The 25548-nt window shown below is 70.4% G+C and carries 25 protein-coding genes; 11 read left to right on the forward strand and 14 right to left on the reverse strand.

Annotated elements, in window-relative coordinates; genetic code table 11:
* Positions 1-60: 60 nt before the first annotated feature.
* The 5 genes from ABD830_RS23730 to ABD830_RS23750 all read right to left on the reverse strand — a co-directional run bounded on the left by ABD830_RS23730 (position 61) and on the right by ABD830_RS23750 (position 5763).
* Positions 61-945, reverse strand: a complete 885-nt coding sequence (locus ABD830_RS23730; protein ID WP_344991129.1) for a DMT family transporter — start codon at positions 943-945, stop codon at positions 61-63.
* Positions 946-1141: 196 nt separating this feature from the next.
* On the reverse strand, positions 1142-1516 hold the full coding sequence (locus tag ABD830_RS23735) for a VOC family protein (RefSeq protein ID WP_344991132.1): 375 nt from the start codon (positions 1514-1516) through the stop codon (positions 1142-1144).
* 54 nt (positions 1517-1570) lie between these two features.
* Positions 1571-3772, reverse strand: coding sequence for an accessory Sec system translocase SecA2 (gene secA2 / locus ABD830_RS23740; protein WP_344991135.1), 2202 nt, complete (start codon positions 3770-3772; stop codon positions 1571-1573).
* Between the two features lie 135 nt (positions 3773-3907).
* Positions 3908-4771, reverse strand: a complete 864-nt coding sequence (locus tag ABD830_RS23745) for a DMT family transporter (RefSeq protein WP_344991138.1) — start codon at positions 4769-4771, stop codon at positions 3908-3910.
* 176 nt (positions 4772-4947) lie between these two features.
* Positions 4948-5763 (reverse strand): SAM-dependent methyltransferase, encoded by an 816-nt coding sequence (locus ABD830_RS23750; protein WP_344991141.1) that lies wholly within the window; start codon positions 5761-5763, stop codon positions 4948-4950.
* 150 nt (positions 5764-5913) lie between these two features.
* Here ABD830_RS23750 and ABD830_RS23755 point away from each other — a divergent pair, with 150 nt between their 5' ends.
* On the forward strand, positions 5914-6258 hold the full coding sequence (locus ABD830_RS23755) for a PRC-barrel domain-containing protein (RefSeq protein ID WP_344991144.1): 345 nt from the start codon (positions 5914-5916) through the stop codon (positions 6256-6258).
* A gap of 85 nt (positions 6259-6343) precedes the next feature.
* On the opposite strand, the gene ABD830_RS23760 is transcribed toward ABD830_RS23755, so the two are convergent.
* Complete coding sequence (locus ABD830_RS23760; protein ID WP_344991146.1) at positions 6344-6940, reverse strand: nucleotidyltransferase; 597 nt, start codon at positions 6938-6940, stop codon at positions 6344-6346.
* A gap of 70 nt (positions 6941-7010) precedes the next feature.
* Between ABD830_RS23760 and ABD830_RS23765 the strand changes: the two genes are divergently transcribed.
* Positions 7011-7496 (forward strand): DUF1360 domain-containing protein, encoded by a 486-nt coding sequence (locus tag ABD830_RS23765; protein ID WP_344991149.1) that lies wholly within the window; start codon positions 7011-7013, stop codon positions 7494-7496.
* A gap of 24 nt (positions 7497-7520) precedes the next feature.
* Here ABD830_RS23765 and ABD830_RS23770 read toward each other — a convergent pair whose 3' ends face one another.
* Positions 7521-8474 (reverse strand): TIGR03557 family F420-dependent LLM class oxidoreductase, encoded by a 954-nt coding sequence (locus ABD830_RS23770; RefSeq protein WP_344991152.1) that lies wholly within the window; start codon positions 8472-8474, stop codon positions 7521-7523.
* Between the two features lie 70 nt (positions 8475-8544).
* Here ABD830_RS23770 and ABD830_RS23775 point away from each other — a divergent pair, with 70 nt between their 5' ends.
* Positions 8545-8694, forward strand: a complete 150-nt coding sequence (locus tag ABD830_RS23775; RefSeq protein WP_165959640.1) for a GPGG-motif small membrane protein — start codon at positions 8545-8547, stop codon at positions 8692-8694.
* 30 nt (positions 8695-8724) lie between these two features.
* Positions 8725-10506, forward strand: a complete 1782-nt coding sequence (locus ABD830_RS23780; protein ID WP_344991155.1) for a PP2C family protein-serine/threonine phosphatase — start codon at positions 8725-8727, stop codon at positions 10504-10506.
* Here the strand turns inward: ABD830_RS23780 and ABD830_RS23785 are convergent.
* From ABD830_RS23785 to ABD830_RS23795, 3 genes are read right to left on the reverse strand one after another with little or no spacing between them, the layout of a single operon-like run.
* Positions 10503-11243, reverse strand: a complete 741-nt coding sequence (locus tag ABD830_RS23785) for a metallophosphoesterase family protein (protein WP_344991158.1) — start codon at positions 11241-11243, stop codon at positions 10503-10505. The genes ABD830_RS23780 and ABD830_RS23785 overlap by 4 nt on opposite strands.
* The gene (locus ABD830_RS23790; RefSeq protein ID WP_344991160.1) at positions 11227-11475 is read right to left on the reverse strand and encodes a BON domain-containing protein; all 249 of its coding nucleotides are present in this window, start codon (positions 11473-11475) and stop codon (positions 11227-11229) included. The genes ABD830_RS23785 and ABD830_RS23790 overlap by 17 nt, the downstream gene beginning before the upstream one ends.
* Before the next feature lie 45 nt (positions 11476-11520).
* The gene (locus ABD830_RS23795; protein ID WP_344991163.1) at positions 11521-12471 is read right to left on the reverse strand and encodes a DNA topoisomerase IB; all 951 of its coding nucleotides are present in this window, start codon (positions 12469-12471) and stop codon (positions 11521-11523) included.
* A gap of 156 nt (positions 12472-12627) precedes the next feature.
* On the opposite strand from ABD830_RS23795, the gene ABD830_RS23800 reads away from it, so the two are divergent.
* The 3 genes from ABD830_RS23800 to ABD830_RS23810 all read left to right on the forward strand — a co-directional run bounded on the left by ABD830_RS23800 (position 12628) and on the right by ABD830_RS23810 (position 15809).
* Positions 12628-12834 carry a hypothetical protein gene (locus ABD830_RS23800; protein ID WP_344991166.1) on the forward strand — a complete coding sequence of 69 codons (207 nt, stop codon included), beginning with the start codon at positions 12628-12630 and terminating at the stop codon, positions 12832-12834.
* Between the two features lie 7 nt (positions 12835-12841).
* A complete protein-coding gene (locus ABD830_RS23805) occupies positions 12842-13849 on the forward strand; it encodes an SDR family oxidoreductase (RefSeq protein ID WP_344991169.1) in 1008 nt (335 codons plus the stop codon).
* Between the two features lie 133 nt (positions 13850-13982).
* Entirely contained in the window at positions 13983-15809 is a 1827-nt protein-coding gene (locus tag ABD830_RS23810; RefSeq protein WP_344991173.1) for a transketolase, read from the forward strand.
* Positions 15810-15878: 69 nt separating this feature from the next.
* Here ABD830_RS23810 and ABD830_RS23815 read toward each other — a convergent pair whose 3' ends face one another.
* The gene (locus ABD830_RS23815; RefSeq protein WP_344991177.1) at positions 15879-16262 is read right to left on the reverse strand and encodes a ChaB family protein; all 384 of its coding nucleotides are present in this window, start codon (positions 16260-16262) and stop codon (positions 15879-15881) included.
* Between the two features lie 13 nt (positions 16263-16275).
* On the reverse strand, positions 16276-16557 hold the full coding sequence (locus tag ABD830_RS23820) for a hypothetical protein (RefSeq protein ID WP_344991180.1): 282 nt from the start codon (positions 16555-16557) through the stop codon (positions 16276-16278).
* Between the two features lie 38 nt (positions 16558-16595).
* Between ABD830_RS23820 and ABD830_RS23825 the strand changes: the two genes are divergently transcribed.
* The 3 genes from ABD830_RS23825 (at position 16596) to ABD830_RS23835 (ending at position 21368) form a co-directional block, all read left to right on the forward strand.
* Positions 16596-17105, forward strand: a complete 510-nt coding sequence (locus ABD830_RS23825) for a shikimate kinase (protein WP_344991184.1) — start codon at positions 16596-16598, stop codon at positions 17103-17105.
* A gap of 124 nt (positions 17106-17229) precedes the next feature.
* Entirely contained in the window at positions 17230-20784 is a 3555-nt protein-coding gene (locus ABD830_RS23830; RefSeq protein WP_344991186.1) for a protein kinase family protein, read from the forward strand.
* A gap of 41 nt (positions 20785-20825) precedes the next feature.
* A complete protein-coding gene (locus tag ABD830_RS23835; RefSeq protein WP_344991189.1) occupies positions 20826-21368 on the forward strand; it encodes a hypothetical protein in 543 nt (180 codons plus the stop codon).
* Between the two features lie 14 nt (positions 21369-21382).
* Here the strand turns inward: ABD830_RS23835 and ABD830_RS23840 are convergent, their stop codons facing one another.
* Positions 21383-23230, reverse strand: a complete 1848-nt coding sequence (locus ABD830_RS23840; protein ID WP_344991193.1) for a serine/threonine-protein kinase — start codon at positions 23228-23230, stop codon at positions 21383-21385.
* A gap of 231 nt (positions 23231-23461) precedes the next feature.
* Here ABD830_RS23840 and ABD830_RS23845 point away from each other — a divergent pair, with 231 nt between their 5' ends.
* Positions 23462-23584, forward strand: coding sequence for a hypothetical protein (locus ABD830_RS23845; RefSeq protein WP_344991196.1), 123 nt, complete (start codon positions 23462-23464; stop codon positions 23582-23584).
* 277 nt (positions 23585-23861) lie between these two features.
* On the opposite strand, the gene ABD830_RS23850 is transcribed toward ABD830_RS23845, so the two are convergent.
* Positions 23862-25508, reverse strand: a complete 1647-nt coding sequence (locus ABD830_RS23850) for a M20/M25/M40 family metallo-hydrolase (protein WP_344991199.1) — start codon at positions 25506-25508, stop codon at positions 23862-23864.
* Positions 25509-25548: the final 40 nt, after the last annotated feature.

The raw sequence follows: 25548 nt of genomic DNA on the forward strand, positions 1-25548 counted from the left end.
TGGCTGGCTGGAGGCACCGGCTCCTGTCCTGCTCGGCCGGCGGTGAGGGTGGAACTGGGGTCAGCTGACGTCGGAGGACGCCGAGACCGGGTGCGGCGTCGGCTTGGCCTCCACCGTGGCCGGGCGGGAGTGGTCCGGGGCGAGGCGGCCGAGGGTGATCGTGCCGCCGATGGTGAGTGCGCTGGCCAGGATCGCGGGGATCGCGGTGGAGGGGTTGGCCGGCAGGGGTTCGCCGAGGAGGATCGAGCCGGCGAGGACCGAGGTGATGGGGTCGATGACCTGGACGCCGGCGTACGCGATGCCGAAGTATCCCACCGCGTACGAGCGCTGCAGCAGCACCACCGCGCAGACCAGCAGCACGGGCACGGCGACCGTGAACCAGTGCAACAGCCGCCCCCAGTCCCCCTGCATGCCGCCACCGACCACCCGCACGAACGTGGACACGCTGGCCGTCACCACGCCCGCGCCGACCGCCAGCAGCAGCGCCCGGGCCGGGCCGTGGACGCGGGTCGCGATCAGCTGGGTGACCAGGACGATCAGCCCGATCACGGCCAGGAACCCGAGCGCGGCGCCATCGCTCAACCTGGGCGTCACGTTGTGCTGCGGAACGAGGAGCATGAGCCAGAGCAGACCCACGGCCACCGCGATCGAGCCGATGATCTCCGCTCGGTACGGCCTGCGCCCGTACAGGAACGCCGCCAGCGGCACGGCGAACACCAGCGTGGCGACGCTGATCGGCTGGACGGCCACCAGCGGGGCGAAGCTGAGCGCCACGGCGTGCAGGCAGGCGCCCGCGAAGCCGATCACACCGCCGATCCACCAGCGCGGCCGCCTGACCAGTTTCAAGGACGCGCCCGCGGCGACGGCCTCGTACTGTTGCAGTGCCGCGCCGAGCGCGTATCCGAGCGCTCCCACCAGGGCGACTATCAGGCCGACCCAGGTCATCGTGGCCCACGCAGGGGCATGGATCCTTCCAAGAGCATTGCTCTAGCTTATGGGCCCAGCAAAGCTGGCGAATCATACTTTCGGTGGATCATCCCATCGGGAAGTACTCCTGACCGGGATGTACATATGGCCTCTTGTTCCGCATGGCTGCCGAGACGGCGACGGTCAAGGCCGCCGCCTCACCCAGCCTGAAGGGTCAGGACTTCTCGGGGCACACGCAGAACAGATGGCCGTCCGGGTCCTGCAGGACGATCCAGCCGACGCCCTCCTCCGTGACCCCCGGCTGGAACTCCGGCCTGGTGGCCCCCAGCGCGATGTACTCCTCCACCGCCTTCTCCACGTCCGGCACCCGGAAGTCCAGGTGGAACTGCTTGTCCGGGCTCGGCCACGTCACCGGCTTGCGGTCGGGGACCCGCCCGAAATAGATGCTCCTCGTGCCGTCCCCGATGGCCGCGTATTCGTCCTCCGAGTACTGGATGTCCCACCCGGTGATCTGGTGGTAGAACGCGGCCAGTTTCTTCGGCTCCGCGCAGTCGATGGTGAACGCCAGGAGTTTCGCCTTCGTCGTCATGACGTTCAGCCTTCCAGCCGTACCTGCCATCTTCTGTCAGGTACGGATTGGGGACTATCCGCGGCGGGTGGCCGTCTTGACGCGCTTGAGGATCCGGTCCCACTCCGTGCCGAACGGGTTGTCCTGCACCAGGTACGTCCACGTCGCCGTCGGCCGCTTCAGATCAGGCTCGGGCGCCTCGAAGGACTCCAGCGAGCGCCGCTCCACCTCGGCCAGCAGCGACTTGTACTCCGCCACCGCCTCCCGGTGGAACTCGTCGACCGGGCTCATCCGGCCCAGCGCGCGCAGGTGGATGCCCTCGCGGAGGTCTGTCAGGAACGCCAGGTGCTCGGTCCAGCAGCGGTCGATGGCGTGCAGGACGATCTGGCGGGCCGTCTCGTCCCTGGTGTCCTCCGGCAGGGACTCCCAGCGTTCGGGGTCGGCCGTGGACAGCGCCTTGGAGGCGGCGTCGCCGTGCAGGACCTTGTCGCGCCACTCCAGGATGAGCTCCCGCTGGTGCTCCAGGAGGCGGGTGTAGCGCCAGGTGTTGCGGTGGATCTCCAGGTTGACGCCCTCGGCGACGCGCTGGGCGTGGCCGACGATGTACGCGCCGCGCCGGTGGCGGACGACGCCGTCCGCGTCGGCGGCGGGCGGCCGCTCGTCGGGCACGAACTGGGTGATCAGGTCGTCCTGCATGCTGACGAAGAAGACCGAGCCGCCCGGGTCGCCCTGACGGCCGGCGCGGCCGCGGAGCTGGTCGTCGAGGCGGCTGCTGGCGTGACGGCCCGAGCCGATGACGTAGAGACCGCCGAGCTCGGCGACACCCTCGCCGAGGCGGATGTCGGTGCCGCGGCCGGCCATCTGGGTGGAGACCGTGATGGCGTCGCGCTCACCCGCCTTGGCGATGATCGCGGCCTCTTCGGCGTCGTTCTTGGCGTTGAGCACGACCGGCTCCATGCCGCGGCGCTGGAGCAGCTTGGCGAGGTTCTCCGACTCGGCGACGTCGAGCGTGCCGATGAGGATGGGCCGGCCCGTGGAGTGGGCCTCCTGGATCTCCTCGACCAGCGCGGCGTCCTTGTCGGGGCCGGTCGGGTAGATGCGGTCCGGCTCGTCCTCGCGTACGCACGGGCGGTTGGAGGGGATGACCGCGACCTTGAGGCCGTAGAACTCGCCGAGCTGCTCGCTGACGGCCACGGCCGTGCCGGTCATGCCGCAGATCTCCGGATAGCGGCGGATCAGGCCCTGGACGGTGATCGAGTCGAGGATCTCGCCCTTCTCGCTCGGCGGCAGCGCCTCCTTGGCCTCCACGGCCGCCTGCAGGCCGTCGGGCCAGCGCTGGAGCAACGCCACCCGGCCACGCGAGGGGTTGATCAGCTGGACCTTGCCGTCGCGCACGATGTAGTCGACGTCGCGGGCGAGCAGCGCGTGGGCGTGCAGGGCCAGGTTGAGCTCGATGAGCGTGCCCGGCTCGTGCTCGTCGTAGAGCTCGACGCCGAGGAGGTTCTCGACGCTGTCGGCGCCCTTGGGGGTGAGGTAGACGTTGCGTGACTGCTCGTCGATCTCGTAGTGGTAGCCGCGGACGAGCTGCCTGACCAGCGCCGCCATCTCCGGCACCGCGTTGCCAGGATCGGTCGACCCGGCCATCACGAGCGGCACGCGGGCCTCGTCGACCAGCACGGAGTCGGCCTCGTCGATCAGCGCGACCTCGGGCGCGGGCACGATGATCTCGCTCGTGTCGGTGCGGAGCCGGTCACGCAGCACATCGAACCCGATCTCGCTGACAGGCCCGTACGTGACGTCCTTCGCGTACGCCTCGCGCCGCTCGTCCGGCGAGGAGTTCTGGCCGATCCAGCCCACGCTGACGCCGAGCGCCTCGTAGAATGGCCCCATCCACTCGGCGTCACGCCTGGCCAGATAGTCGTTCACCGAGATCACGTGGACACGCTTGCCCTGCAACGCGTAGCCCGCCGCCGCCATGGCCCCGGAGAGGGTCTTGCCCTCGCCGGTGGCCATCTCGGCGACCTTCCCGTCGAGGAGGGCCAGCGTGCCGAGCAACTGCACGTCGTACGGCCGCAGCCCCAGCGTCCTGTCGGCGGCCTCGCGTGCGATGGCGCAGAACTCGGCCAGATCGTCCATGGCGGGCTCGGGCAGCTCCTCGAGCCCGCGCAGCCGCTCCGCGCGTTCGTCCGCCGCCTTGACGACCTTGAGGTAGGGGGTCAGGGGGACCCCGCCTGGACGGTCCAGGAGGTTCCTGAGAATTCCCTTTAGTGAGGCCACAGTTCCTCCAACGCACGCTTCGCCGACACCGTTCCCTCTGTCGCCGGGGAGGGCGGAGCGACGATACGGCAAGCGTCGCCGTACCGGACCTTAACTCATTCGGCGCGCTGCACCGTCACATCACACATGTCCGAGTCACCCGGATTCGACGCGTACGGCGAGAACGGCGACGGCCGCCAGCAGCAGCGCGCATCCCGACCAGGCCAGAGGCGTGAGCCGCTCGCCGAACAGCGCCACGCCGAGCACGGCCGCGCCCACGGCCTCGCCCAGCGAGATGATCGACACCGTGGTCGCGCGGAGCACGGTGAGCGCGCTGAAGAACAGACCGTAGGCCAGGGCGGTCGGCACCGCGCCCAGGTAGAGCAGCAGCGACACCGACGTCGCGCTCACGTGCGGCACCACCCCTTCCACCAGCGCGAACGGCGCCAGGCACGCCGCACCGACCACGAACCCCCCGATCGCCACGCTCTGCGGGTCCTCACCCTTGTGCCGCCTGGACCAGAGCGTGACCCCGGCGTACCCGGCGGCCGAGGCCAGGGCGAACCCGATGCCGGCGACCGATGAGGGACGGGACCGCAGCGCGGTCTCGCCGGTGAGGAGCACGAGCCCGGCCACGGCGGCGACGAGGGCGGTGAGAGCGACGCGGCCGAGCGGCTCGCGGAGGAGGAAGCGGCTGCCCAGCGCGGTGAAGACGGGCGTCGCACCCATCGTCACCACGGTCGCGACGGCCACACCCGCGTGGGCGATCGCGGCGAAGTACGCCGCCTGGTAGACGGCCATTCCGGCCCCGAGCAGCAGCAGCCGCCCGTTGACGACGACGGGCCCGCGGATGAGGACGAGGAGGAAGGCGGCGCCGAGGAGGTAGCGCCACAGGGAGACGCCGGCGGGGCCGAGGCCGCCGGTCTCGAAGAGCAGTGAGCCGGCGGCGCCGCCTGTGCCCCAGGCGGTCGCGGCCACGGACACGTAAAGGGCGCCCCGCCGGGCGGAGACATGGGTCATGAGAGGAGTTCTCCGGATGGAGTGGTTGGAATGGGCCCGGTCTGCGGGCAGCAACCACCCCCGGATCGCTCAGACCCGGAAGTTCAGGAAACGCCTGCCGCCCGCTACAGGGCGGGGGGCGGGGAGCAGATCAACCGTCGTGGCACGCCGACCACCATAGCGTGCGAACCGGGAGGCTAGGGCTTGCGGGCCACGCCGCCCAGCAGGAGCTCCTCCCAGGTCGCGAGCGGGCCGGGGATGCGCTCGTCGGGATGCCATTCGGGAAAGTGCACCACCCCGGGCTCCACCAGCACCAGCCCGTCGAAGAGCGAGGTGATGGAGTCGCGGTCGCGGAAAAAGCCGGTGCCCATGGTGGCGTGGAGCATGGCCTCCAGGGCCTGGGCCTTGGGGTTGGCCGAGGCCAGCATGTTGGAGGCGGCGAGGTAGCTGCCCTTCGGCAGCGCGGACATGTACCGCTTGACCAGCCCGTGCGGGTCCTCCTGGTCCGGGAGGAGGTGGAGCACGCCGACGATCAGGATCGCCGTGGGCTGTGACAGGTCGATGAGGCGGCGCAGCGCCGGGTGGCCGAGCACGGCGTCCACGTCGCGGACGTCGGCGGTGATGGCGTCGGTGTACGGATTGCCGTTCAGCAGGGCGCGCGCGTGGGGCTCGACCATGGGATCGACGTCGACGTAGACCACCCTGGACCTGGGATCGGCGAACTGGGCCACCTCATGGGTGTTCTCCACCGTGGGCAGCCCGGCGCCCAGATCGATGATCTGCCTGATGCCGGCCTCGCGGATCAGGAAGTCGACCACCCTGCCGATGAAGGCGCGGTTGCACCAGACGAGGTCCACCACCTCGGGCACCGCGTCCTTCAGCTTGCGCGCCACCGCGCGGTCTGAGGCGAAGTTCTCCATGCCGCCGAGCAGGGCGTCGTGCACGCGGGCCACGCTCGCCTGTGTCGGATCGACCCCGGGAGGAGCCCACTCGTACTCGTTTCCGAGGTCCATCCGGCCTCCTTACGGCTTGTGACCGGGATCGTAGCCGAGGATCGGGCAGGGCCGCCGGACGGCGAGTGCTTTGCCGTAGGTTTACCCGGCTCCGTACGGGTAGCAGGAGTGGGCCCGAGAAGGACGGAAGAAGAGAGGGAGAGAGCCCCCATGGAGCTCTGGAACTATCGACCTGACGTCTACGACCGCGGTCAGGCCCTGGACCTCATCGGCTACCACGTCCAGGCGACCGACGGAAAGATCGGGACCGTCGACGAGGCGACGTACGAGGTTGGCGAGAGCTACATCATCGTCGACACCGGTCCTTGGATCTTCGGTAAGAAGGTCATGCTCCCGGCCCAGGTCGTCACGAGCATCGACCCTCAGGAGCGTGACGTCCACGTCGCGCGCACCAAGGCCGAGATCAAGGACGCGCCCGAGTTCGACGAAGGCACGTTCAAGGAGCCCGAGTACCGGACGCGGATAGGCGACTACTACGGCCGCTTCCCGCGTTGACCTCCTGTGCCGTAAGACAAGGGCCGCGCCCCACCAGGGGCGCGGCCCTTCGCCGTGTCTCACGGGCGGGGCGGCCGCCCGTGTCTCACGGCCACTTGGGGTCTCCCACCGGCTCGATCGGGCCCTCCAGCACGTCCAGCCGTTCCAGGAGCGTGAGGAACGTCATCGCGTACGGCGAGTCCTGGAGCACGGCCGCCACCCGCGGCCAGTCGACCTGCTCGCGCAGGGCGCGCACCTGGGCCAGCAGCGCCCCGTAGTCGCAGGCGTGCTCCGACAACGGCAGCAGCCAGGTGATGACCAGATCAGTGGCCTCCAGTACGGGCACGATCACCGCGGAGGCCTTGAGCGGCTCGGCACGGTCGAGCAGCTCGTCGGTGATCGACAGGTCGGACACCCGGAAGATCAGGTCCACCAGGCGTCCCTCGTCGTACGCCTTGACGAGCCAGTCCTCCGGCGGCTTGGCCGTCTGGAAGCCCAGCTCGCGCAGCGCTTCAAGCGCGGCCGGCACATCATGCTCCGTGAGCACGAAGTCCACGTCGTGCAGCGACGGCGCGGCGCCCCTCGCGTACGCGGCGCACCCACCGGCCAGCGCGAACTTCACTCCGGCATCCTTCAGGCCGGAACTGGCACGCTTGAGCGTGTCGAGAATGGCATCGGTAACCGCGTGGCCGTGGCTAGTCATGTTTTCGGGCTACCCAAACGATCGTCAACTAGACGTTGGACGTGGGTCTATGAGGGTAGCGCCAGGTTCTATGACCGAAATCCTCGAGAAGACCGAACAGGACTATGAGGGCGGGCACGATCGCCCGCTCCGCGGCTACGCCGGCATCCTCGGAGCGTACGGCGGCACGGTGGCGGTCGCCGCTGCCGCGACGATGCTGGCCGGGCGGCGGGTGCCCGATCACGTCGGCGTGATGGACCTGCTGCTCATGGCGGCGTGCACGCACAAGGTGTCGCGGCGGCTGTCCAAGGACCCCGTCACCAGCCCGCTCCGCGCTCCGTTCACCCGGTACGAGGGGCAGGGCGGCCCCGCCGAGGTGAAGGAGGCGCCGCGCGGCGCGCTGGGCGAGCTGCTGGCCTGCCCGTTCTGCCTGGCCCAGTGGGTGGCCACCGCGTACGCCGCCGGCCTCGTGCTGTCTCCCAGGGTGACCAGGCTCGTGGGCGCGACGATGACCGCGGTGGCGATCTCGGACTGGCTGCAGCTCGCCTACGCCAAGCTCATGAAGTCCGCGGAGTGACAGACCTCCGTCAACGGGCTCCCGTCAACGGACCCGCGGCAGGACCTCGCGCTCGTAGAAGTCGAAGAACGCGTCCTGCTCGTACCCGATCTGGTTGACGTAGACCTCGTCGAAGCCCGCGTCCACGTACTGCCTGATGGCCTCCGCGTGGACGTCGGGGTCGGGGCCGACCGGGCTGCCGTTCACGGCCTCCTCCTCGGTCACCATCTGCGCGAGCTGCTCGAAATGCCGCGGCAGCGGCAGCAGCTGCGAGGCCTCGCCCTTGATCCCCTGCGTGGGCCACAGGCGGTGCACGGTCTTGCGGGCGGCCGACTCGTCGGTGGCGTAGCAGACCTTGAGGCCGCCGAGCGACGGCTTGCCCTCGCCGCCCGCCGTGCGGAACGCCCGCACGGAGTCGGCGTCCGGCGCGGTCGAGATGTACCCGTCAGCGAGGCGCCCGGCGACCTGGAGGGACTTCGGCCCGAACGCCGACATGTAGATGGGCGCGGGCTCGTCGGGCAGCGTGTAGAGCCGGGCGTTGTCGACGCTGTAGTGGCGGCCCCTGTGGGTGACCAGCTTGCCGGTGAACAGCTCGCGGATCAGCCCGACCGCCTCCTCCAGCATCTCCAGCCGCTCGCTCGCCGGGGGCCAGCGCGAGTCCAGGATGTGCTCGTTGAGTGCCTCGCCGGTGCCCACGCCAAGCCGGAAACGGCCGCCGGTCAGCGCCGCCGTAGTGGCGGTGGCCTGGGCGATGATCGCAGGGTGCGTGCGTACGAGCGGACAGGTCACGGCAGTGGTGATCGGCAGGGAGGTGGCCTCGGCCACCGCGCCGATGACGGACCAGACGAACGGCGCCTGCCCCTGCTCGTCGAGCCACGGGTGGAAGTGATCGGATATCCAGAGCGCCTCGAAGCCGGCGCGTTCGGCGGCCTTGGCCTGCCTAACCAGCTCTTTAGGGCCATGCTCTTCGCAAGACAGGAAATAGCCGAAGGTCGTCATGCGAATTCCCTGCCCTTTGGGTCAGGGAAAAACATGTTATGTAACTCTTCCTGAGGGCAGCAGGAGTGACATGGCTACTTTGCTCTGGATCATCGCGGTAATACTCGTCATCTCCGGGATCTACGTGATCCTGGCCCGGCGCGACCTCCTATGGGGCATCGTGCTCATCGTACTCGGATTCCTCGTCGGCCCTGGTGGGGTGAGCATCTTCAATGTGTAAGCTCCGCGCTCCCCAGGGCATGGGGAGCGTGTGAGCAAATATCCGCCGTTCAGCCGCTTCGAAACGGGCGCGGCCTCGGCGAGAGTACGTGAACAGCTCGCGCGACTGCGGCATCGCATGCGTAACGAGGCCATTCTCGACGAGGCGACCGCCCGGCTCGCGACGCGGCTGAACATCCGCCCCGGTGAGGCCGCCGCACAGCTCGCCCGTATGGCGCAGCACAGCGGACTCGACCTCATCGAGGTCGCCAAGGGCATCGAGCGCCCTCAAGAGGAGGAGACACTCGCGCTCGCCGTGCCCGCGTCGGTACGCGGGATGCTGGAAGCCGTCCATGCCTCGGCCCTCTACCTCACGCCCATCAAAGACTCTCTGGGCCGCGTGGTGGACTTCCGCATCCTGGCGGCCAACCGACACGCCATGACCGTGCCGGGGCGCGCCGCCGGTGAGCTGGCCGGACGCCGACTCATGGCGGCCACCCCGGGAGTGGCCAGCTGCGGGCTGCTCGACGACTACATCGCCGTGTACGAGACCGGCGAATCGGTGCTCCGGGAGCCACTGGAGTACGTGGAAGTGGTGGACTTCCTGCTCTGGCCGGCCACGCTGAGCGTGCGTGCCTCGCGCGTGAACGACGGGCTGCTGGTGAGCTGGCGGGCCCTCGACGAGGAGGAACTCCTCGTCTCCGGTTGGGAACGCGCTCAGCGTCTGGCCGAGCTGGGCTGGGGCGAGTGGAACCTGGCCACGGAGCGCACGCTGTGGACGCCCCAGATGTACGAGATGTTCGGCCGCGACCGCACCGACGGCCCGATGTCGCTGGAGGAGCTGCCGGGCGCCGTCGTGCCCGAGGACCTGCCGGTCATCGAGGACATGATGCACTGCCTGCTGGAGTTCAGGGAGGCGGTCGAGACCGGCTTCCGCATCCAGCACCGGCACGGGGTGCGCCATCTCAGCGTGTACGGCGAGCCGATACTCGACGCCGACGGCCTGCCGGTGAAGGTGCGCTGCCTGGCGCAGGACGTGACCAAGAACCGCCGCAAGGAACGGGCCCTGGCGGTGGCGCACGAGCAGGCTCATTGGCAGCGCCAGCGGGCCGAGGAGGAGCACCGGGTCACCGTCCAGCTGCAGAACACGATCATGCCGATCCGCCGCGGGCGCATCCACCTGCCCCGGCTGACCATCGGCGTGCGCTACCTGCCGGGCGAGGAGCTCGCCCGGCTCGGCGGCGACTGGTTCAAGGCCCGCCTGCTGCCCGACGGCCGGGTGCTCCTCGCGATCGGCGACGCGATGGGACACGGGCTGACCGCGGCGAGCATCATGCTCCAGATGCGCTCGGGCCTCGGCGGGCTGGCCTACACGGGAGCTGACGCGGGCCGGCTCACCACCTGGCTGAACGACCTCATCGTCCACTCCACCGAGGGCGTCACCGTGACCGGCACCGCGATCATCGGCCACTTCGACCCCGACGCGCGCACCTATGCCTGGACGAACGCGGGCCACCCCCCGCCCGTGCTGATCAGGAATGACCACGCCGCGCTGGTCCAGGGGGCCGCGGGGACGATGCTGGGGGCATTCGACGCGACCGAGTACGGTCTGACCACCACCAGGCTCAAGCCCGGCGACGTCCTGCTGCTCTACACGGACGGGATCGTCGAGCGGCGTGAGCAGGACCTGGAGACCGGCTTGGAGGCCCTGGTCCAGGCCGCTCACTGCTGCGCCGGGGAGGATCCCGAGGAGATCATCGGGTGCCTGCTCAAGCGGCTGGGCGGGGAGAACGCCGAGGACGACATATGCCTGATAGCCGCGAAGGTCCTCTAGAATCCGCTCTCGCAGTCGAGGCAGTAGACCGCGTAGGCCCGCCCGAGCACCGGCAGCGCGACATTACGCACCCTGATGCCGCCCGGCGTCATGCCCTTCTCACTGCCCTTGTGGGCGTGCCCGTGCAGGATCAGGTCGGCGCCCGCCGTGTCGACCGCCTCCGCCAGCAGGTAGCTGCCGAGGAACGGGTAGATCTCGGGCGGCTCGCCCTCCAGCGTCTCCTTGATCGGGGAGTAGTGCGACAGCACCACGCGCTTCTCGGCCACGATCTCCTTCAGCGCGACCTTCCACGACTCGGCGATGTAGCGGGTGTGGGCGACGAAGTTCTTGATCTCGCGCTCGCCGAACTCGCTGGCGCATTTGCCCGCGAACCCGCCGCCGAATCCCTTGCCGCCGACCACGCCCAGTTTTCTGTCACCGCACTGGATGACGGCGCCGTCGTCGTCCAGCACCACGACGCCGGCGTCACGTAGCTCGCCGGCGATCTCGTACTGCAGGTCGGAGTGGTAGTCGTGGTTGCCGAGCACCGCGACCACGGGGATCGGCAGGCCGCGCAGCTCGTCGGCGACGACGCGCCCCTCTTCGAGGGTGCCGTGCCTGGTCAGGTCTCCCGCCAGCATCAACACGTCCGCGCGTTCCTCGATGCCCCCTATCTTCTTCCTGAACTGTCCTCTGTCGTCCTCCCCCAGGTGGATGTCTCCGACGGCTGCTATGCGCAGGTCAGTCAAGACGCTCATCCTCCCCCGGTTCACTGGCCTCCACGACCCTGATCTCGTTGTGCAGATGGAGCTCGGGTGCGGCTTCGTGCGCCACCTGCGCGAGCCGCTCGCGCTGTCCCGCACCGCTCACCTGGCCGCGCAGGAACAGTTGATCACCTCGTATGTCGACGCGGATTCCGAGCTCGTGCGTGCGTCCGTCCTCGGCCAGCGCCTGCTGGACGCGGGCCGCGACGTACTGCGGAGCTTCCATCACTCGCCTCCTTCTTCTGTCGCCGCATGCCCGGGTATAAACCGCTCAAACGGCACGGATGAGGTCGATGACCGCCCGCTCCACTGTGCCGGCCGTGGCCAGCTGCCCGAAGTCGGCGTCCGCGCCGAGCTCGGTCAGCACGGACGCGATGGTCCTGTCCTGGTCGTACGCCTCGACCACGCGAGGGTCCACGTACGACGCCCTGGCGACCGTGGGGGTGTTGCCCAGGTATTCGGAGACCTCGCGCATGACCCAGGCGACCGCCCGCTGCTTCTGGCCGGCCGGCTTGGACACCGCCAGGCCCACGGCGGCCAGGACGGTGGCGTGCCAGGTGCGGAAGTCCTTGGCGGTGACCTCGTACCCGATGGTGTCTCTCAGGTAGTCGTTGATGTCCTCGCTCCTGATGTCGGCCCAGCCGCCCGCGTGCCGGTAGCGCAGCAGCTCCCCCTCGGCGCCGAGCGCCTTGAGCGACCTGAGCACCTTGCACGCCCCCGGGTCGGCCACCTCGACCTCCCGCAGGATGTCGCCCTTGGCCGGATAGCTGCACGTGATGATGCCGTTGGCGCAGGTGACGTGCTCCATCCTGAGCGTGGCGAGGCCGTAGGTGTCGTAACTCTCGCCGCCGATGCGGAAGAAACCGATGTCGAGCAGGCGGGCGGCGGTGGCCAGCACCCGATCCCTCGTCAGGCCGCGCCCTTCGAGCTGGGCGTCCACGGCCTTCCTGAACGCCGGCAGCCGCTCGGCCACCTCGAGCACCCGGTCGAACTTGGCCTGGTCCTGCTGCTCGCGCCAGAGGTCGTGGTAGCGGTACTGCCTGCGCCCGGCCGCGTCCGTCCCCACGGCCTGCAGATGGCCGTGCGGCGACTTGCAGATCCACACGTCGGTCCAGGCCGGGGGGATGGCGAGCGCCTTGATCCGGTCCAGCGTGACGCGGTCACGCACCGGACGCCCGTCAGGACCCAGATAGCTGAAGCCGCGCCCGCGGCGCCTCCGCACGAACCCCGGCTGACTCGGGTCACTGGGATGCAGGTCGGGCACGGATGGCCGCTACCCACGACGTTAGGCAACAAACAGGACGGGCAGATGAGCCGCATGTCTGACTTGCCTGATAACGGAAAGTGGCACGAGGAAGGAGACGCGAAGGGTCATCCCATGGTGCCGGCCACACCACGTGACGTGGTGCACATCAGGGTCGGGTCGTTCATGCTGGTGTTCCTTTTCGCGTTCGCGGTGCTCGGGATCATCGCCCGCGCCCCGGTCATGACCGGGGTCGCCATCGTGCTGGGCATCGCCACAGTGGTCGACATCGTCCTGGCCGTACGGCGCCAGAAACTGCGACAAAACGGAGAGGCGGGCTGATCTGCACATGGCACCACTTCAAGGGCGGGTCGTAGTGGTGACAGGCGCGAGCGGCGGGGTCGGACGCGCGGTCGTCCGCCTGCTGGGGCAGCGCGGGGCAAAGGTGGCGCTCATCGCCCGGGGCACGACCGGGCTGGGCGCCGCCGCCGTGGACGTGGGCGCGGAAGGAGGGACGGGGCAGGTATTCGAGGCAGACATGGCGGACTACGACCAGGTGAGGCTGGCCGCGGAGCGCATCGAGGCCGAGATGGGACCCATCTCCGTCTGGATCAACACCGCTTTCTCCTCCGTCTTCGCCAAGTTCAGTGACATCACCCCGGATGAGTACGCCCGCACCACCGCGGTGACGTACCTGGGCTATGTCTGGGGCACGAAGGTGGCCCTGGATCTCATGCGCGGGCGCGGCACGGGCGCGATCATCCAGACCGGCTCGGCGCTGTCCTATCGCGGCATCCCGCTCCAGTCGGCGTACTGCGGCGCGAAACACGCCATCAAGGGCTTCACGGAGTCGCTCCGCACCGAGCTGCTGTCCGACGGCAGCGACATCCACGTCAGCCTGGTGCAGCTGCCCGCGGTCAACACCCCGCAGTTCGACTGGGTGCTGTCCAAGCTGCGCCGCCACCCGCAGCCGGTACCCCCGATCTACCAGCCGGAGGTGGCGGCCAGGGCCATCGTGTACGCGGCCGAGCACCCGGAGCGCAAGGAGTACTGGGTGGGCGCCAGCACGGCCGCCACCCTCCTGGCCCAGCGCGTCGCCCCGGCGCTGGTGGACCGCTATGTGGCCAGGACCGGCGCGCGCTCCCAGCAGACGGACGAGAAGCCGCCGAGCGGCGTGTCCAACCTGTGGGAGCCGGCGGACGACACCGAGGACTACGGCGCTCACGGCTCGTTCGACAGGCGCTCCCATGCCCGCAGCCCCCAGCTCTGGCTGTCGCAACACCGTGGCCCGGTCCTCCTCGCCCTGGCCGGAGGCGCCGCCGTCACTCTCGCCGCCCTCCGCCGCCGTAGCCCATGACCTCGGCGGTCCCCGATCCGCCGGCACCGGGTGCTCCCGGTCGCCGGCGAAGGGCGCAACCGATCACGCCTGGGGCGGGGTTAAGCGGGCTTGGCGGGGTAGGCGGCGGGAAACCGTTTCCGAGGAGGCCATGATGCCCGAGCGCGATCTTCAGTATCTGTCCGAGTTGGCCGCGCAGCTCCGCGTCGACTCCGTACGGGCGGCCGCCGAGGCCGGATCCGGCCATCCGACCTCGTCCATGTCGGCGGCCGATCTGATGGCCGTGCTGTTCGCCTGCCACCTACGCTACGACTTCGATCACCCGGACAACCCGGCCAACGATCACTTGATCTTCTCGAAGGGGCACGCGTCGCCCCTTCTTTATGCGCTCTACAAGGCGGCCGGGGCCATCGACGACAAGGAACTGCTGACGTTCAGGAAGCGCTCCAGCCGGTTGGAAGGCCATCCCACGCCCCGGCTGCCCTGGGTGGACGTCGCGACGGGGTCGCTGGGGCAGGGCCTGGCGGTGGGTGTCGGGGTGGCCATGGCCGGGCGGCTGGAACGGTTGCCGTACCGGGTGTGGGTGCTCTGCGGGGACAGCGAGCTGGCCGAGGGGTCGATCTGGGAGGCGGCCGAGCACGCGGGCTGCGAGGGGCTGGCCAACCTGACCGTGATCGTGGACGTGAACCGGCTCGGGCAGCGAGGCCCCACCCGGCACGGGTGGGACACCGGGGCGTACGCGCGCAGGTTCGGGGCGTTCGGCTGGCACACGATCGAGATCGACGGGCACGACCCCGGGCAGATCGACTTCGCCCTGAGCGACGCCTGCAACACGCGCAGGCGCCCGACGGTGATCCTGGCCAAGACCCGGAAGGGCGAGGGGGTCCTGGAGGTCGAGAACCGCGAAGGGGCCCACGGCAAGCCGCTCAAGGACCCGGACAAGGCGCTCGAGGAGCTGGGCGGCCCCAGGGACGTGCGGGTGGAGGTGCACAAGCCCGACGACGCCCCGGCGCCGTACCGGTTCGAGACCAGGCCGATGAGCCTGCCCACGTACGAGGTGGGCGACAAGGTGGCCACGCGGACGGCGTTCGGGGACGCGCTCGCGGCGCTCGGCGCGGCGCGGGAGGACGTCGTCGTGCTGGACGGCGAGGTGGCGGACTCGACCAAGGCGGAGGCGTTCGCCAAGGAGTTCCCCGAGCGGTTCTTCGAGATGTACATCGCCGAGCAGGAGCTCGTGGCCGCCGCCGTGGGCCTGCAGGTGCGCGGGTGGCGGCCGTACGCGGCCACGTTCGCGGCGTTCCTGACCAGGGCGTACGACTTCATCAGGATGGCCGGGGTGAGCAGGGCCTCGATCCGGCTGGTCGGCTCGCACGCGGGTGTGTCGATCGGCGAGGACGGCCCCTCCCAGATGGGCCTCGAGGATATGGCGATGATGCGGGCCGTCTACGGCAGCACCGTGCTCTATCCGTGCGACGCCAACCAGGCGGCGGCGCTGACCGTCGAGATGGCCGACATCGAAGGCGTGTCCTACCTGCGCACGACGCGCGGCAACACGCCGGTGATCTACCAGCCGGGCGAGCGGTTCCCCGTGGGCGGTTCACGGATCCTGCGCCACTCGCACAACGACCGGGCCACGATCCTGGCCGCGGGCGTGACCGTGCACGAGGCGCTGGCGGCGGCCGACGAGCTGCGCGACGCCGGGATCCCCGTGGGGGTGATCGACCTGTACTCGGTCAAGCCCGTCGACACGTCGGCGCTGGTCGAGGCGGCCACCACCACGGGCAACCTGATCACGGTGGAGGATCACCGGCTGGAGGGCGGCCTCGCCGACGCGGTGATGGACGCGGTCAGCGAGCTGGGGCCGCGGGTGGTGAAGCTGGCCGTGACGGGCCTGCCCGCGTCCGCGACGCCCGAGGAGCAGCTCGCTCTCGCGCGCATCGACCGCCACGCGATCGCCGAGGCCGTCAAGCGGCTGCTGTGAGGGCTGGGGGCATGGAAGAGGGCCGACGGCGTGTCCGCCATCGGCCCTCGGAGTGTGGAAGCCCCCCGGTCAGCGGGCCTTCGCCGTGGCCCTCCGGTTGGCCTTCTTGATGGCGTTCACCAGCTCCTGCTTGGTCATCTTCGACCGGCCGGGTACCTCGAGCTGGGCAGCCACCTTCTGCAGGTGTTCCTTGCTGGCGTTGGCGTTGACGCCCTCGGCCGTCCGGCCTGACCGGTCGGTCGCGCCCTTGTCGGAGGGGCCCTTCTTCTCCTTCGGCTCCCAGTGGTCGCCGACCTTCTCGAACGAGTGCTTCAGCGCGGCGAACGCGGTCATGTGGGCGCGACGACCCTCGCCGTACTCCTTCACGGCGTTGTCGTGTGCCTTGATCCACGTGTTCTGGGCCTTCTTCGGCGAACGTTTGATGGTCGACGGCAGCTCTTCGACGGCTGGCATGTCGATTCACCTCCTACAGCGGCGGCTCGTCGTAGTGGCGGCGTTCCTCGTACACGGTGGTCCTGCGGGCCTCAGGCTCCTCGTACACGTCGTGGCGGTGAACGGGCTCGTCGATCGCCCCGACCGCCCTACGGGTCACGCTGATCCTGTAGATGCCGAACAGGAGTCCCGCGAGACCGCCGAGCATGAGGATGACCCCCACGACGTTGATGTCGAGACCGGCGAGGTCGAACTCGACGGCCCAGGTGAGGATCGCGCCGAGCATGATGAGGATGATGCTTCCGGCGATGGTCATCAGATTTACCTCCTTGACACGAAGGAACCTCTATCCACATGTCGAAAAACAAACCAGTCGTAGTGGTCGGGCTGATGGGCTCGGGCAAGTCGACGGTCGGCCGCTTGATCGCGGAGGTCCTGGGCCTGCCGTTCAGTGACAGCGATCCGTTCCTCAAGGCGCGGTACGGCGGCACCGCCGCGCAGATCGCCGCCCGCGACAGCGCGGAGACGCTGCACCGGTACGAGGCCGACCACGTGCTGCACGAACTGGCCGGGGAGCCCGAGGTCATCGCGGCGGCCGCCAGCACGGTCGAGGACCCGCGGGTGCGCGAGGCGATGAAGGAGGCTTTCGTGCTCTGGGTGGACGCCGACGACGAGGTGCTGACCCAGCGGATGAAGTCGAGCGACCACCGCCCCGCCTTCGGACCCGCCGCCATGCGGGCCCGCCGGGAGCCGTACTTCCGCGAGGTGGCGGACCTGAGGTGCGACGTCGGCAGCATGCGCCCCGAGGAGGTCCGGGACGCCGCACTGCGGGCCATGGGTCTGCCGGTCCCCGGCTCCCGCTGAGTTTGGCATAATGATCATGACGCATGGGTCCCCCGAGGCGCGCGGGGGACCTGTGGCGTCCGGTGAACTGCGATGTTTCGGGGACAACCAAAATGCGGCGTCGTGCATCTAAGCATCAGTGACGATGCGCTTGGTGCCCGGTGACCCCGAGAGGCTCGGCGGCTTCTGGCTGGCGGCCCGGCTCGGCGCGGGCGGTCGCGGCGTGGTCTACGACGCGTACGACGACGAGGGGCGGCGCTTCGCGGTCACCGTGCCGCGGGGGTCGCGGGAAGGCCAGGCCGGGCGCCGCTTCGAGCGGATCAGCTGCCCCCATCTGGCCGAGGTGGTCGCCGCCGGGGCCGACGAGGGCGTGCCGTACGTGGTGAGCGAATACGTGGACGGGCCCGACCTGCGGCGGGCGGTGGAGCTGCACGGGCCCTACGCAGGCGACGAGCTGGTCGCGCTGGCCGGGGCGCTGGCGTCCGCGCTGGAGGCGCTGCACGAGGCCGGGCTTACGCATCGAGGGCTCAATCCGGAGAGCGTGCTGCTAGCCGCCGGCGGTCCCAAGGTGATCGAGCTGGGTGTGCCCGCCGGCGGGACGTACACGTACACGGCGCCCGAGGTCCTGACCGGGAAGGAGGCCGGGGCGGCGGCCGACGTGTTCGCGTGGGGCGCGGTAGTGGTGTTCGCGGCCACCGGGCTCGACCCGTTCAGCGGGGAGAGCCTGGGCGGGGTCATGCACCGGCTGCTGACCGCCGATCCGGATCTGGACGTGCTGCCCGAACCGCTGCGCGAGCCCGTCGGGCGGGCCCTGGCCAAGGACCCCGCCGACCGGCCGGCGGCGCGGGAGCTGCGTGTCGTCGGGGGTGCGGCGGAGGTGCGGCCGCCGGAGGGGCATACGGGGCCGCGCTCGCTGGGTGAGGTGGCCGAGGAGGCGTACCAGGGGCTCACGCCGCGGCAGCAGGCGGAGGTGCCGGGGCTGCTGCTGCGCCTGTTCGACGGCGACACCCCGCACGACGAGGGCGACGTGCTGGGTCCGCTCATGGAGGCGGGCCTCCTGGTACGCCGCAGCGTACGCGTGCCGCCGACCGAGACCTCCGTGGGCAAGCTCGTGGCCGTCAGCGACAGCCGGGTGGCCCCCGCCAGCGCCGCGCTCTACCGGGCCTGGCCCCGGCTGCGCGACTGGGTCGCGGACGAGCGCGAGAGCCTGCAGGCCCACCGGTTGATCCGCGAGGCCGCCAGAGCCTGGTCCGAGCACCGGCGCGGCAGGAGCCGTCTGCTCCGCGGCGAGTCACTCGACACCGCGCTCGCCTGGGCCGCGACCAAGCGCCGTCATCTCCGCCTCAACCAGCTCGAACGCGACTTCGTCAACGACAGCGTGGCCCTGTCCAAGCAGCGCAGGAAGCTGCTCGCGCCCGCGCTGGCGACGCTCGGTGCGGTGCTCGCCATCGCGGTGACGCTGGCGGTGGTGTCCGTAAACGGGCAGAACCAGCTGCGCGCGCAGCTCATCGAGGCCAACGCGCGGGCCGTGGCCGCCAGGGCGGAGGCGCTGCGGTCGTCCGACCCGCGCACGGCGATGCGGCTGAGCGTGGCCGCCTGGAAGCTGTCGCCGGTGTTCGAGGCGCGGGTCGCGCTGCAGGCCTCTCTCGTGCAGCCGGAGCTGGGGACGTTCACCGACCCGACCGCCGACGTGCGGGCGCGTTACCTGCTGCGCGGGGACGAGCTGGTCAAGTGGGGCACGGGAGAGGTCACCGTCTGGGACGTGACCGGCGGGCGGCGGCTCGCGTCGTACCCGCTGCCCGCGGGCAGCATGCTGAGCGACGACGGGAAGTACGCGGTCGGGACCGACGGCAGGCCGTTCGAGGTGGCCACCGGGCGACCGCCCGCCGCGACGACCGCATATGCGATCACCCAGGGCAACAGGACCAGGGTCTACCGGGGCGGGCGGCTGCTGTTCGACGTCACCGACCGCCAGGTGGCGCTCTCCCCGGACGGGAGCGCGGCGGCCTTCTCCACCCTGACCGGGCGGGTCGAGCTGTGGGCGCTCGGCGGGCGGACCCGGACGGGCGCGGTCGAGGTCCAGCCGCTCACCGGCGCGGACGCGGCGGCGCCCGCCCTGGCGTTCAGCCCGGACGGCGCCACGCTCGCGGTGGCCGGGCGCGACGGGGTGACCCTCGTGGCGGCGCGGCAGAACGGGACCGCCCGCGGGGAGACGCTCGCCACCGCCCGTCCCGGACCGGCGATCACGGCGCCGCCCGGACGTGTGCCGACGGGCGCGGCGTCCCCGACCCCGTCGTCGTCACCGAACCCGTCGTCGTCACCGAACCCGTCATCGTCACCGAACCCGTCATCGTCACCGAGCCCATCGTCGTCACCGAGCCCATCGGCCTTCGCCGGACGTGAGCCTGCCGTCACGCCGTCACCCACCGGCCGTCCCCAGGTGTTGAGCGCGGACAGGCAGGACGCCGGTTACGCGGCCCACGACAGCACGAAGGCCCGCGTCCTGCCCGGCGTCGAGGTGGTCGGCGACGACGACCTGGGCCGCACCTCCGCCGACCCGCCCGCCTTCAGCCCCGACGGCCGCCTGCTGGCCCTGCCAGGCGAAGGAGAGGTACGCGTCTGGAACGTGGCCGAGCGCCGCCTCGCGGGCGTCTACCCGCTCCGGAACCCCGAGCGCGGCCTGGCCTTCTCCGGCGACGGACGCTCGCTGCGCTATCTGAGCGGCACCGGGTCCGTCGTCTCCCTCGACGTCTCGGGGCTGCCGATCCCCTCGGAGGACGGCCGCACCGCCGCCTTCTCCGGCAACGGGCGGGTCGCCGCCAAGGAGGTCGGCGACGCCATCGAGCTCACCGATGCCGTCGAACGCAGGACGCTCGGCCGCATCGCCGCCGCCGGCGACCTGGCCTTCGACGCGGACGGCCGGCTGCTCGCCGTCGCGGGCGACCCGGTGACCGTGTGGGAGGTGAGCGGCGGCAGGCAGGTGGCCGCCATCGACGTGGGCGGCGACGTGACCGCCGTCGCGCTCTCCCCTGCCGGCGACACGCTGGCCACCGCGCGCGGCAAGACGCTGGAGACGTGGGACGTGCGCGCGGGACGGCGCATCAAGGCGTACGAGGGCGCGGGCGACCTGGCGCTGGCCTTCAGCCCCGACGGCTCGACGCTGGCGGCCGGGGCCAAGCTCCTCGACCTGCGGACCGGCGAGGTCGCCCCGCTCGACCTCACCCGGTCCCGCGAGGCCGTCCAGGCTCTCGACGCCGACGACGCCCCGGCCGCCCCGACCGCGCTCGCCTTCTCCCCCGACGGGCGCACGCTGGCGTTCGGGCTGGAAGGCGGCCGGGTGCTGCTCTGGGACGTACGCGAACAGGAGCCGCGGGGCACGATCGAGACAGGCACGGCGCCGGTGGACGAGCTCCGCTTCTCCCCCGACGGCGACCTGCTGGCCATCGACGCCGCCCGTACCTCGCTCTGGGACACGAGCACGATGCGCGAGGTCGGCCAGGCGGGCTCGTGGGCCGCGATCCCGGCCTTCACCCAGGACGGCAGGCGGCTGCGCGGCGTGGCGCTCGACGGCACCGTACGCGAGAGCCCGGTCGATCCCGCGCTGGCGGCGGTGGAGGTGTGCGCCAAGGCAGGCGGGGCGCTGAGCCGGGCGGAGTGGACCCGGCTGATCCCTGAGAGCGGCTACCAGGACAGCTGCTGACGACGCTGCCCGGTGTCGGCCCGCGTCGATACGGTGCTGCCGTGGCTGACATTCACGAACTCATGCTGGCGATGGACCTGCGCGGCGACCTGTCCGAGACCGAACTCGGCGAGTTGCGCTGGCACCTGGGCCTCGGCTCGCGGCCCGAGCACATCACCGAGGAGACGATCGTCGTCAACGAGGTTCTCGATCTGCTGCCCGAGGAGCAGAAGCCGGTGCGGGATGAGCACGGCGACTGGGTGATCAAGGAGTCTCCACAGCCGGCGTGGGACGACGGCTCACCGTACGCTGCCTCGAAGATCCCCGGCGCCGGCTACTCGATCCTGGTGCGCGCGGATGACCACGATGGCGGACGCTGGGCGCTGACCTGCCGCTGGGAGGTCCACCCCGATGGGCATGCCGAGGTGGCCGAGCTGATGGACCGGCTGGTCGCGCGGCTCCACGGGAACGGGTCCTTCTTCGGCCACCAGCGGTGGTACGAGGACGAGGAGCCGGAGCTGCTCGGCATCCGCGACGGGAAGGTTGTGACGCGTTGCGACGGCGCGTTCGTCCCGCCGTTCTGGGATGAGCCTGACATGGGCTGAGGGGCTCTTCTGCGCTAGTCGCTCGGATACGTCCTGACGACCTTGCCCTGGAGGTTGGCGACCAGATAGCCCGTGCGGTAGCCGTCTGACACGTAGACGAGCAGCACCTGGTGCGGGCTGGCGAACGCGTAGTCGGGGTCCGCGATCACGTACCGCAGGGTCGGCTTGGGGACGCCGAGGTCCTTGTCGGCCTTCCTGAGCAGGGCGGGGAGGGCGTCCCAGTTGTACTGGTCCAGGTCCACCACCGGCGTGTCCACCTTGCCGCCGATGCCGGAGCGGACGACCGCGCCGTCGCGGTAGTCGTACCTGTCGTAGATCGCCTTGTCCCGCTTGAGCGGCGCCTCGATGGAGGCGTAGGTCGGGTACGCCGTCAGCTTGACGACCTTGGTGCCGCCGATGGTGGGCTTGATCTTGGCGATCATGGCGCGCATTCCCGCCGGGGTGTGCAGGTTGCCCGGCGTGGCGCGTGTGGTGGCCTTCGGCGACTCGCGGTCCGTGGTCATCGCCGGGGTGTTTTTCGCCGAAGGGATGTCCTCGGCGACTTCCCTGGGCTGTGTGGGGAGCAGCTGCCACACCAGCACGCCGGTCACCGTGACGGCCACCGCCGCCGACACCACGATCGCCGCGGTACGGGCCACGGGTGCGCGGCGCGGCTGCCCGGTGCGCGGTCCCTTGATCGGAGCCGCGTTCCAGGGGGATGGCTGCGGGGCGTGCCGGTACCCGGGCGGCACGGTGGCCCCGGACACCGGTGGCACCGTGTTCCCTGCGACGTGCGGCCCCGCATGCCTGCCCATGGGCGGCTCCGCGTGCCCGGACACAGGCGGCGCGGTGTGGGCGGCGCCCAGCGGCGCGGGTCCCATCGCGGCGGGCATCGAGTGCGGCCCTGGGACGGAGGGCGACCCTGAGATCGGCGACGCGGCCTCAGCCGGGAACGGACCCGAGCCCGACGACGGCGCCCAGACCGGAGAAGGACCCGAGCCCGACGACGGCGCCCAGACCGGGGAAGGATCCGAGCCGAACGAGGAGGGGGCCGAGCCTGGGTCGGCGGCCGAGGCGAGCATGCGGTCGAGGGTCTCGACGTCGGGGCGGCCCGCCGGGTCGCGTCTGAGCAGGGCGCTCAGCACAGGGGCGAGCGACCCAGCGCGCTCCGGCGGCGGCACGTCCTGGTTGAGCACGGCGGCGAGCGTGGCCAGCGTGGTGCTCCTGCGCAGCGGGTGTCGTCCCTCCACCGCCACGTACAGCATCATGCCGAGCGACCAGAAGTCGGAGGCCGGGTCTCCCTCGATGCCGTTGATGCGCTCGGGCGCCATGTACTCGGGCGAGCCGATGAACGCCCCGGTGGCCGTCAGGCTCGTGGACTCCCGCACGGCCGCGATGCCGAAGTCGGTGAGCACCGACCGGCCGTCCTCGTGTAACAAGACGTTGGCGGGTTTGACGTCACGGTGCTGGATGCCGACGGCGTGCGCGGCCTGCAGCGCGGACAGGACCTCACGGCCGAGGCGCGCCACCTCGTGCGGCGGCATGGGGCCGCGCTGGATGCGGTCCTGGAGCGAGCCACCCGAGACCAGCTCCATGACGATCCACGGATAGCCGTGTTCGCCCGGGTCGACGATGTGGTGGATGGTGGCGACGTGCGGATGGTTCAGCCGGGCCAGAGCTCTGGCCTCCCGCAGCACCCTGGCGCGGAGTTCGCGGGCGCCGGCCGGGTCCTGCTCGTCCATGGACAGGTCCGGAGGGCGTACCTCCTTGAGCGCGACCTCGCGGTGCAGGGCCACATCCCAGGCCCGCCACACCAGGCCCATGCCCCCACCGCCGAGCCGCTCCATCAACTCGAAGCGGCCGTCGATCACCCGTCTGTCCATGCGAGCAGCGTAGGGCCGCCCAGTCCCCCCGCGCCATCACGCTCCGAGGCCCGCCCCGCTCTCCCGGTGTGAGCCATCCACAGCGGCCTCACCCCAAGAGCCGACGCCACCCCACCACCCTCGAACGGCCACCGTCGGCGTCAGGCGCCCAGAGGCCCGACCAGCGCAGCGGACACCTCCCCATCGGCCGCGTTGGTGGTGGTCGCCACGAGGGTGGTGATGCCGACCTCAATGTCAGGCGCTTCTGGTCAGCTCCTCCGCTTCGACACCGTGCAGGAAGGGCAGGCCCTGGGCGTACCTGGCGAGCTCGTCGAGGGCCAGGTGGGCGAGGCGGGGCAACTCGCCGCCGAGTGATCCGGCGATGTGCGGGGTGAGCAGCGCGTCTGCGCGGCCGGCGACTTTCTTACCGGCGCCGTAGCCCTGGCTGTGGGCGGGAACGTTGGCGGAGTTCTTGCCGTTTTGGGCGTCGATGATGCCGGCCGATGGCTCGGCGGAGCGTCCCTTGCCGCCAGGAGATGCCGGTGCGGTCGACGTGGACGATGGCCTTCAGGATCGCGTCCCGGTCACCGTGATCGCGGTCGCGTCGTCCGGCCGGGGCAGCCCGAGGGAGAGCCCCGGGCTGCCTCGAGCATCAGCTGATGGGGGTGCGGCCCTCGCCGGTCCTGGGGGTCTTCTCGGTGGCAGGTGTTCTCACGCTGCCGGTCTTCATCGTCGGCGCGCTCTTGGCGAACGTCTCGGTCGCGTAGGCGGCGCCGTCCGCGAGCTGGTCGAGGAGGGTCGCGTTGACGTTGTCGTAGGTGTCGCAGGCCTGGTGGTAGCAGGGGTCATAGGGCACTCCGGCCGTGCCGCCGAAGACGGTGGCCTCCTCGGCCGTCTTCACGGTGTCGGTGCCGGAGCGTACCCCGCCCGCCGGGATACCCGCGTCCATGAACGGCTGGTAGTCGGAGGAGCCGGTGAACGCGTCCTGCTTGAGCGCGAGCCGGCGCCCGGCGTAGTAGTCGGTGAAGACCTTCTCGATGGCGTCCGAGCCTGCGGGCGGCTTGGTGCCCTGGCCGAGTGAGTCATCACCGTCCAGCACGCCGCGGACCCCGTTCGGGGAGCCGATCATGTCGAAGTTCAGGTAGAGCGCGATCTTGGCCCTCTCCTCGGCGCTGAGGCTCGCCACGTAGTACTTGGAGCCATAATCACCTCCCTCCTCGGCGCCCCAGAAGGTGAAGCGGACCCGGTTGTTGACACGGTCGCGAATCTGGCCGATCTTCTGAGCGATGGCGAGGACCGTCCCCGCCCCGCTGCCGTTGTCGTTGATGCCGGGACCCGCGGCCACACTGTCGAGGTGGCCGCCGACGGCAATCACGTGATCCGGGTTGCCGTACGGGGTCTCGGCCACGATGTTGGACGTCGTGCGCTGCTCGCTGATGGTGTCGGTCCTGATGCGGAGTTTCAGGTCACCTGCCTTCGCCGCCTGAACCAGTTCGACGCCCAGCTTGTTGGTGAAGCCGATCAGCGGGATGGTGAACGGGCGCAGCGCCGTACCCTCCACCGGTGCATCGGGAACGTCAGGACGCTGGTAGAAGGCGACCGCACTCGCGCCGGCCTTCTGGGCGTTGTCCGCCTTGATCTCGAAGCTGCAGCCGCCCCGGCGGATCAGCGCGATACTGCCGGCGGTGAAACCGGCGAAGTCATCGGCCTCACAACCGCTGCCCGATCCGGCCGCGGCGGGATCCACGGCCGCCGCGGCTGCCGTGACGTCGCCGGCGCCCGAGTAGTCGAGGGTGCGATAGTCGTTGCCATGGGTGTACGAGGTGGGCGACGGAGCGGTCTGGGCGAAGACCGAGGGCGTGAGCTCTTTGTAGTAAGGGAAAGCGAAGCGCTGAATTGTGGGTCTGTACCCGGCCACCGTGAGCTTGGCCACCACGTAATTTGCTGACTTCTCGAATCCAGGCTCACCCGAGGCCCGGTTTCCGCCATTGCCGTTGGCGATCATCTGAAATGCCAACTGGTGTTCCCGGATGTCCTTGAGCTGGACCAGGTCGGCCAGGCTCGGAACACTGGCGTCGGCGGACGGTGCCACACCGAAGGTCGCTGCCAAGCCGACCAAGGCGCCGATGGCGATTTTGCGCACGTATAGTCTCCTGAGTGCATGACTGAACACGCGAATCCGAGTCAAGATCCGCGCAGATCCACGATCATAAACATGACCCCTGCGAGAAGAGAGAAAGCGGGCGGCGACGGTGCGCACGCGTTCAACCACTCTTCTTCGGCAGGTGGCAGCTTCCACGAAAGCCCTGTCGAAAGCAGAGTCGCACGGCAGCGGCGAG

The organism is Nonomuraea helvata, from assembly GCF_039535785.1.
In the GTDB taxonomy this organism is placed as follows: domain Bacteria; phylum Actinomycetota; class Actinomycetes; order Streptosporangiales; family Streptosporangiaceae; genus Nonomuraea; species Nonomuraea helvata.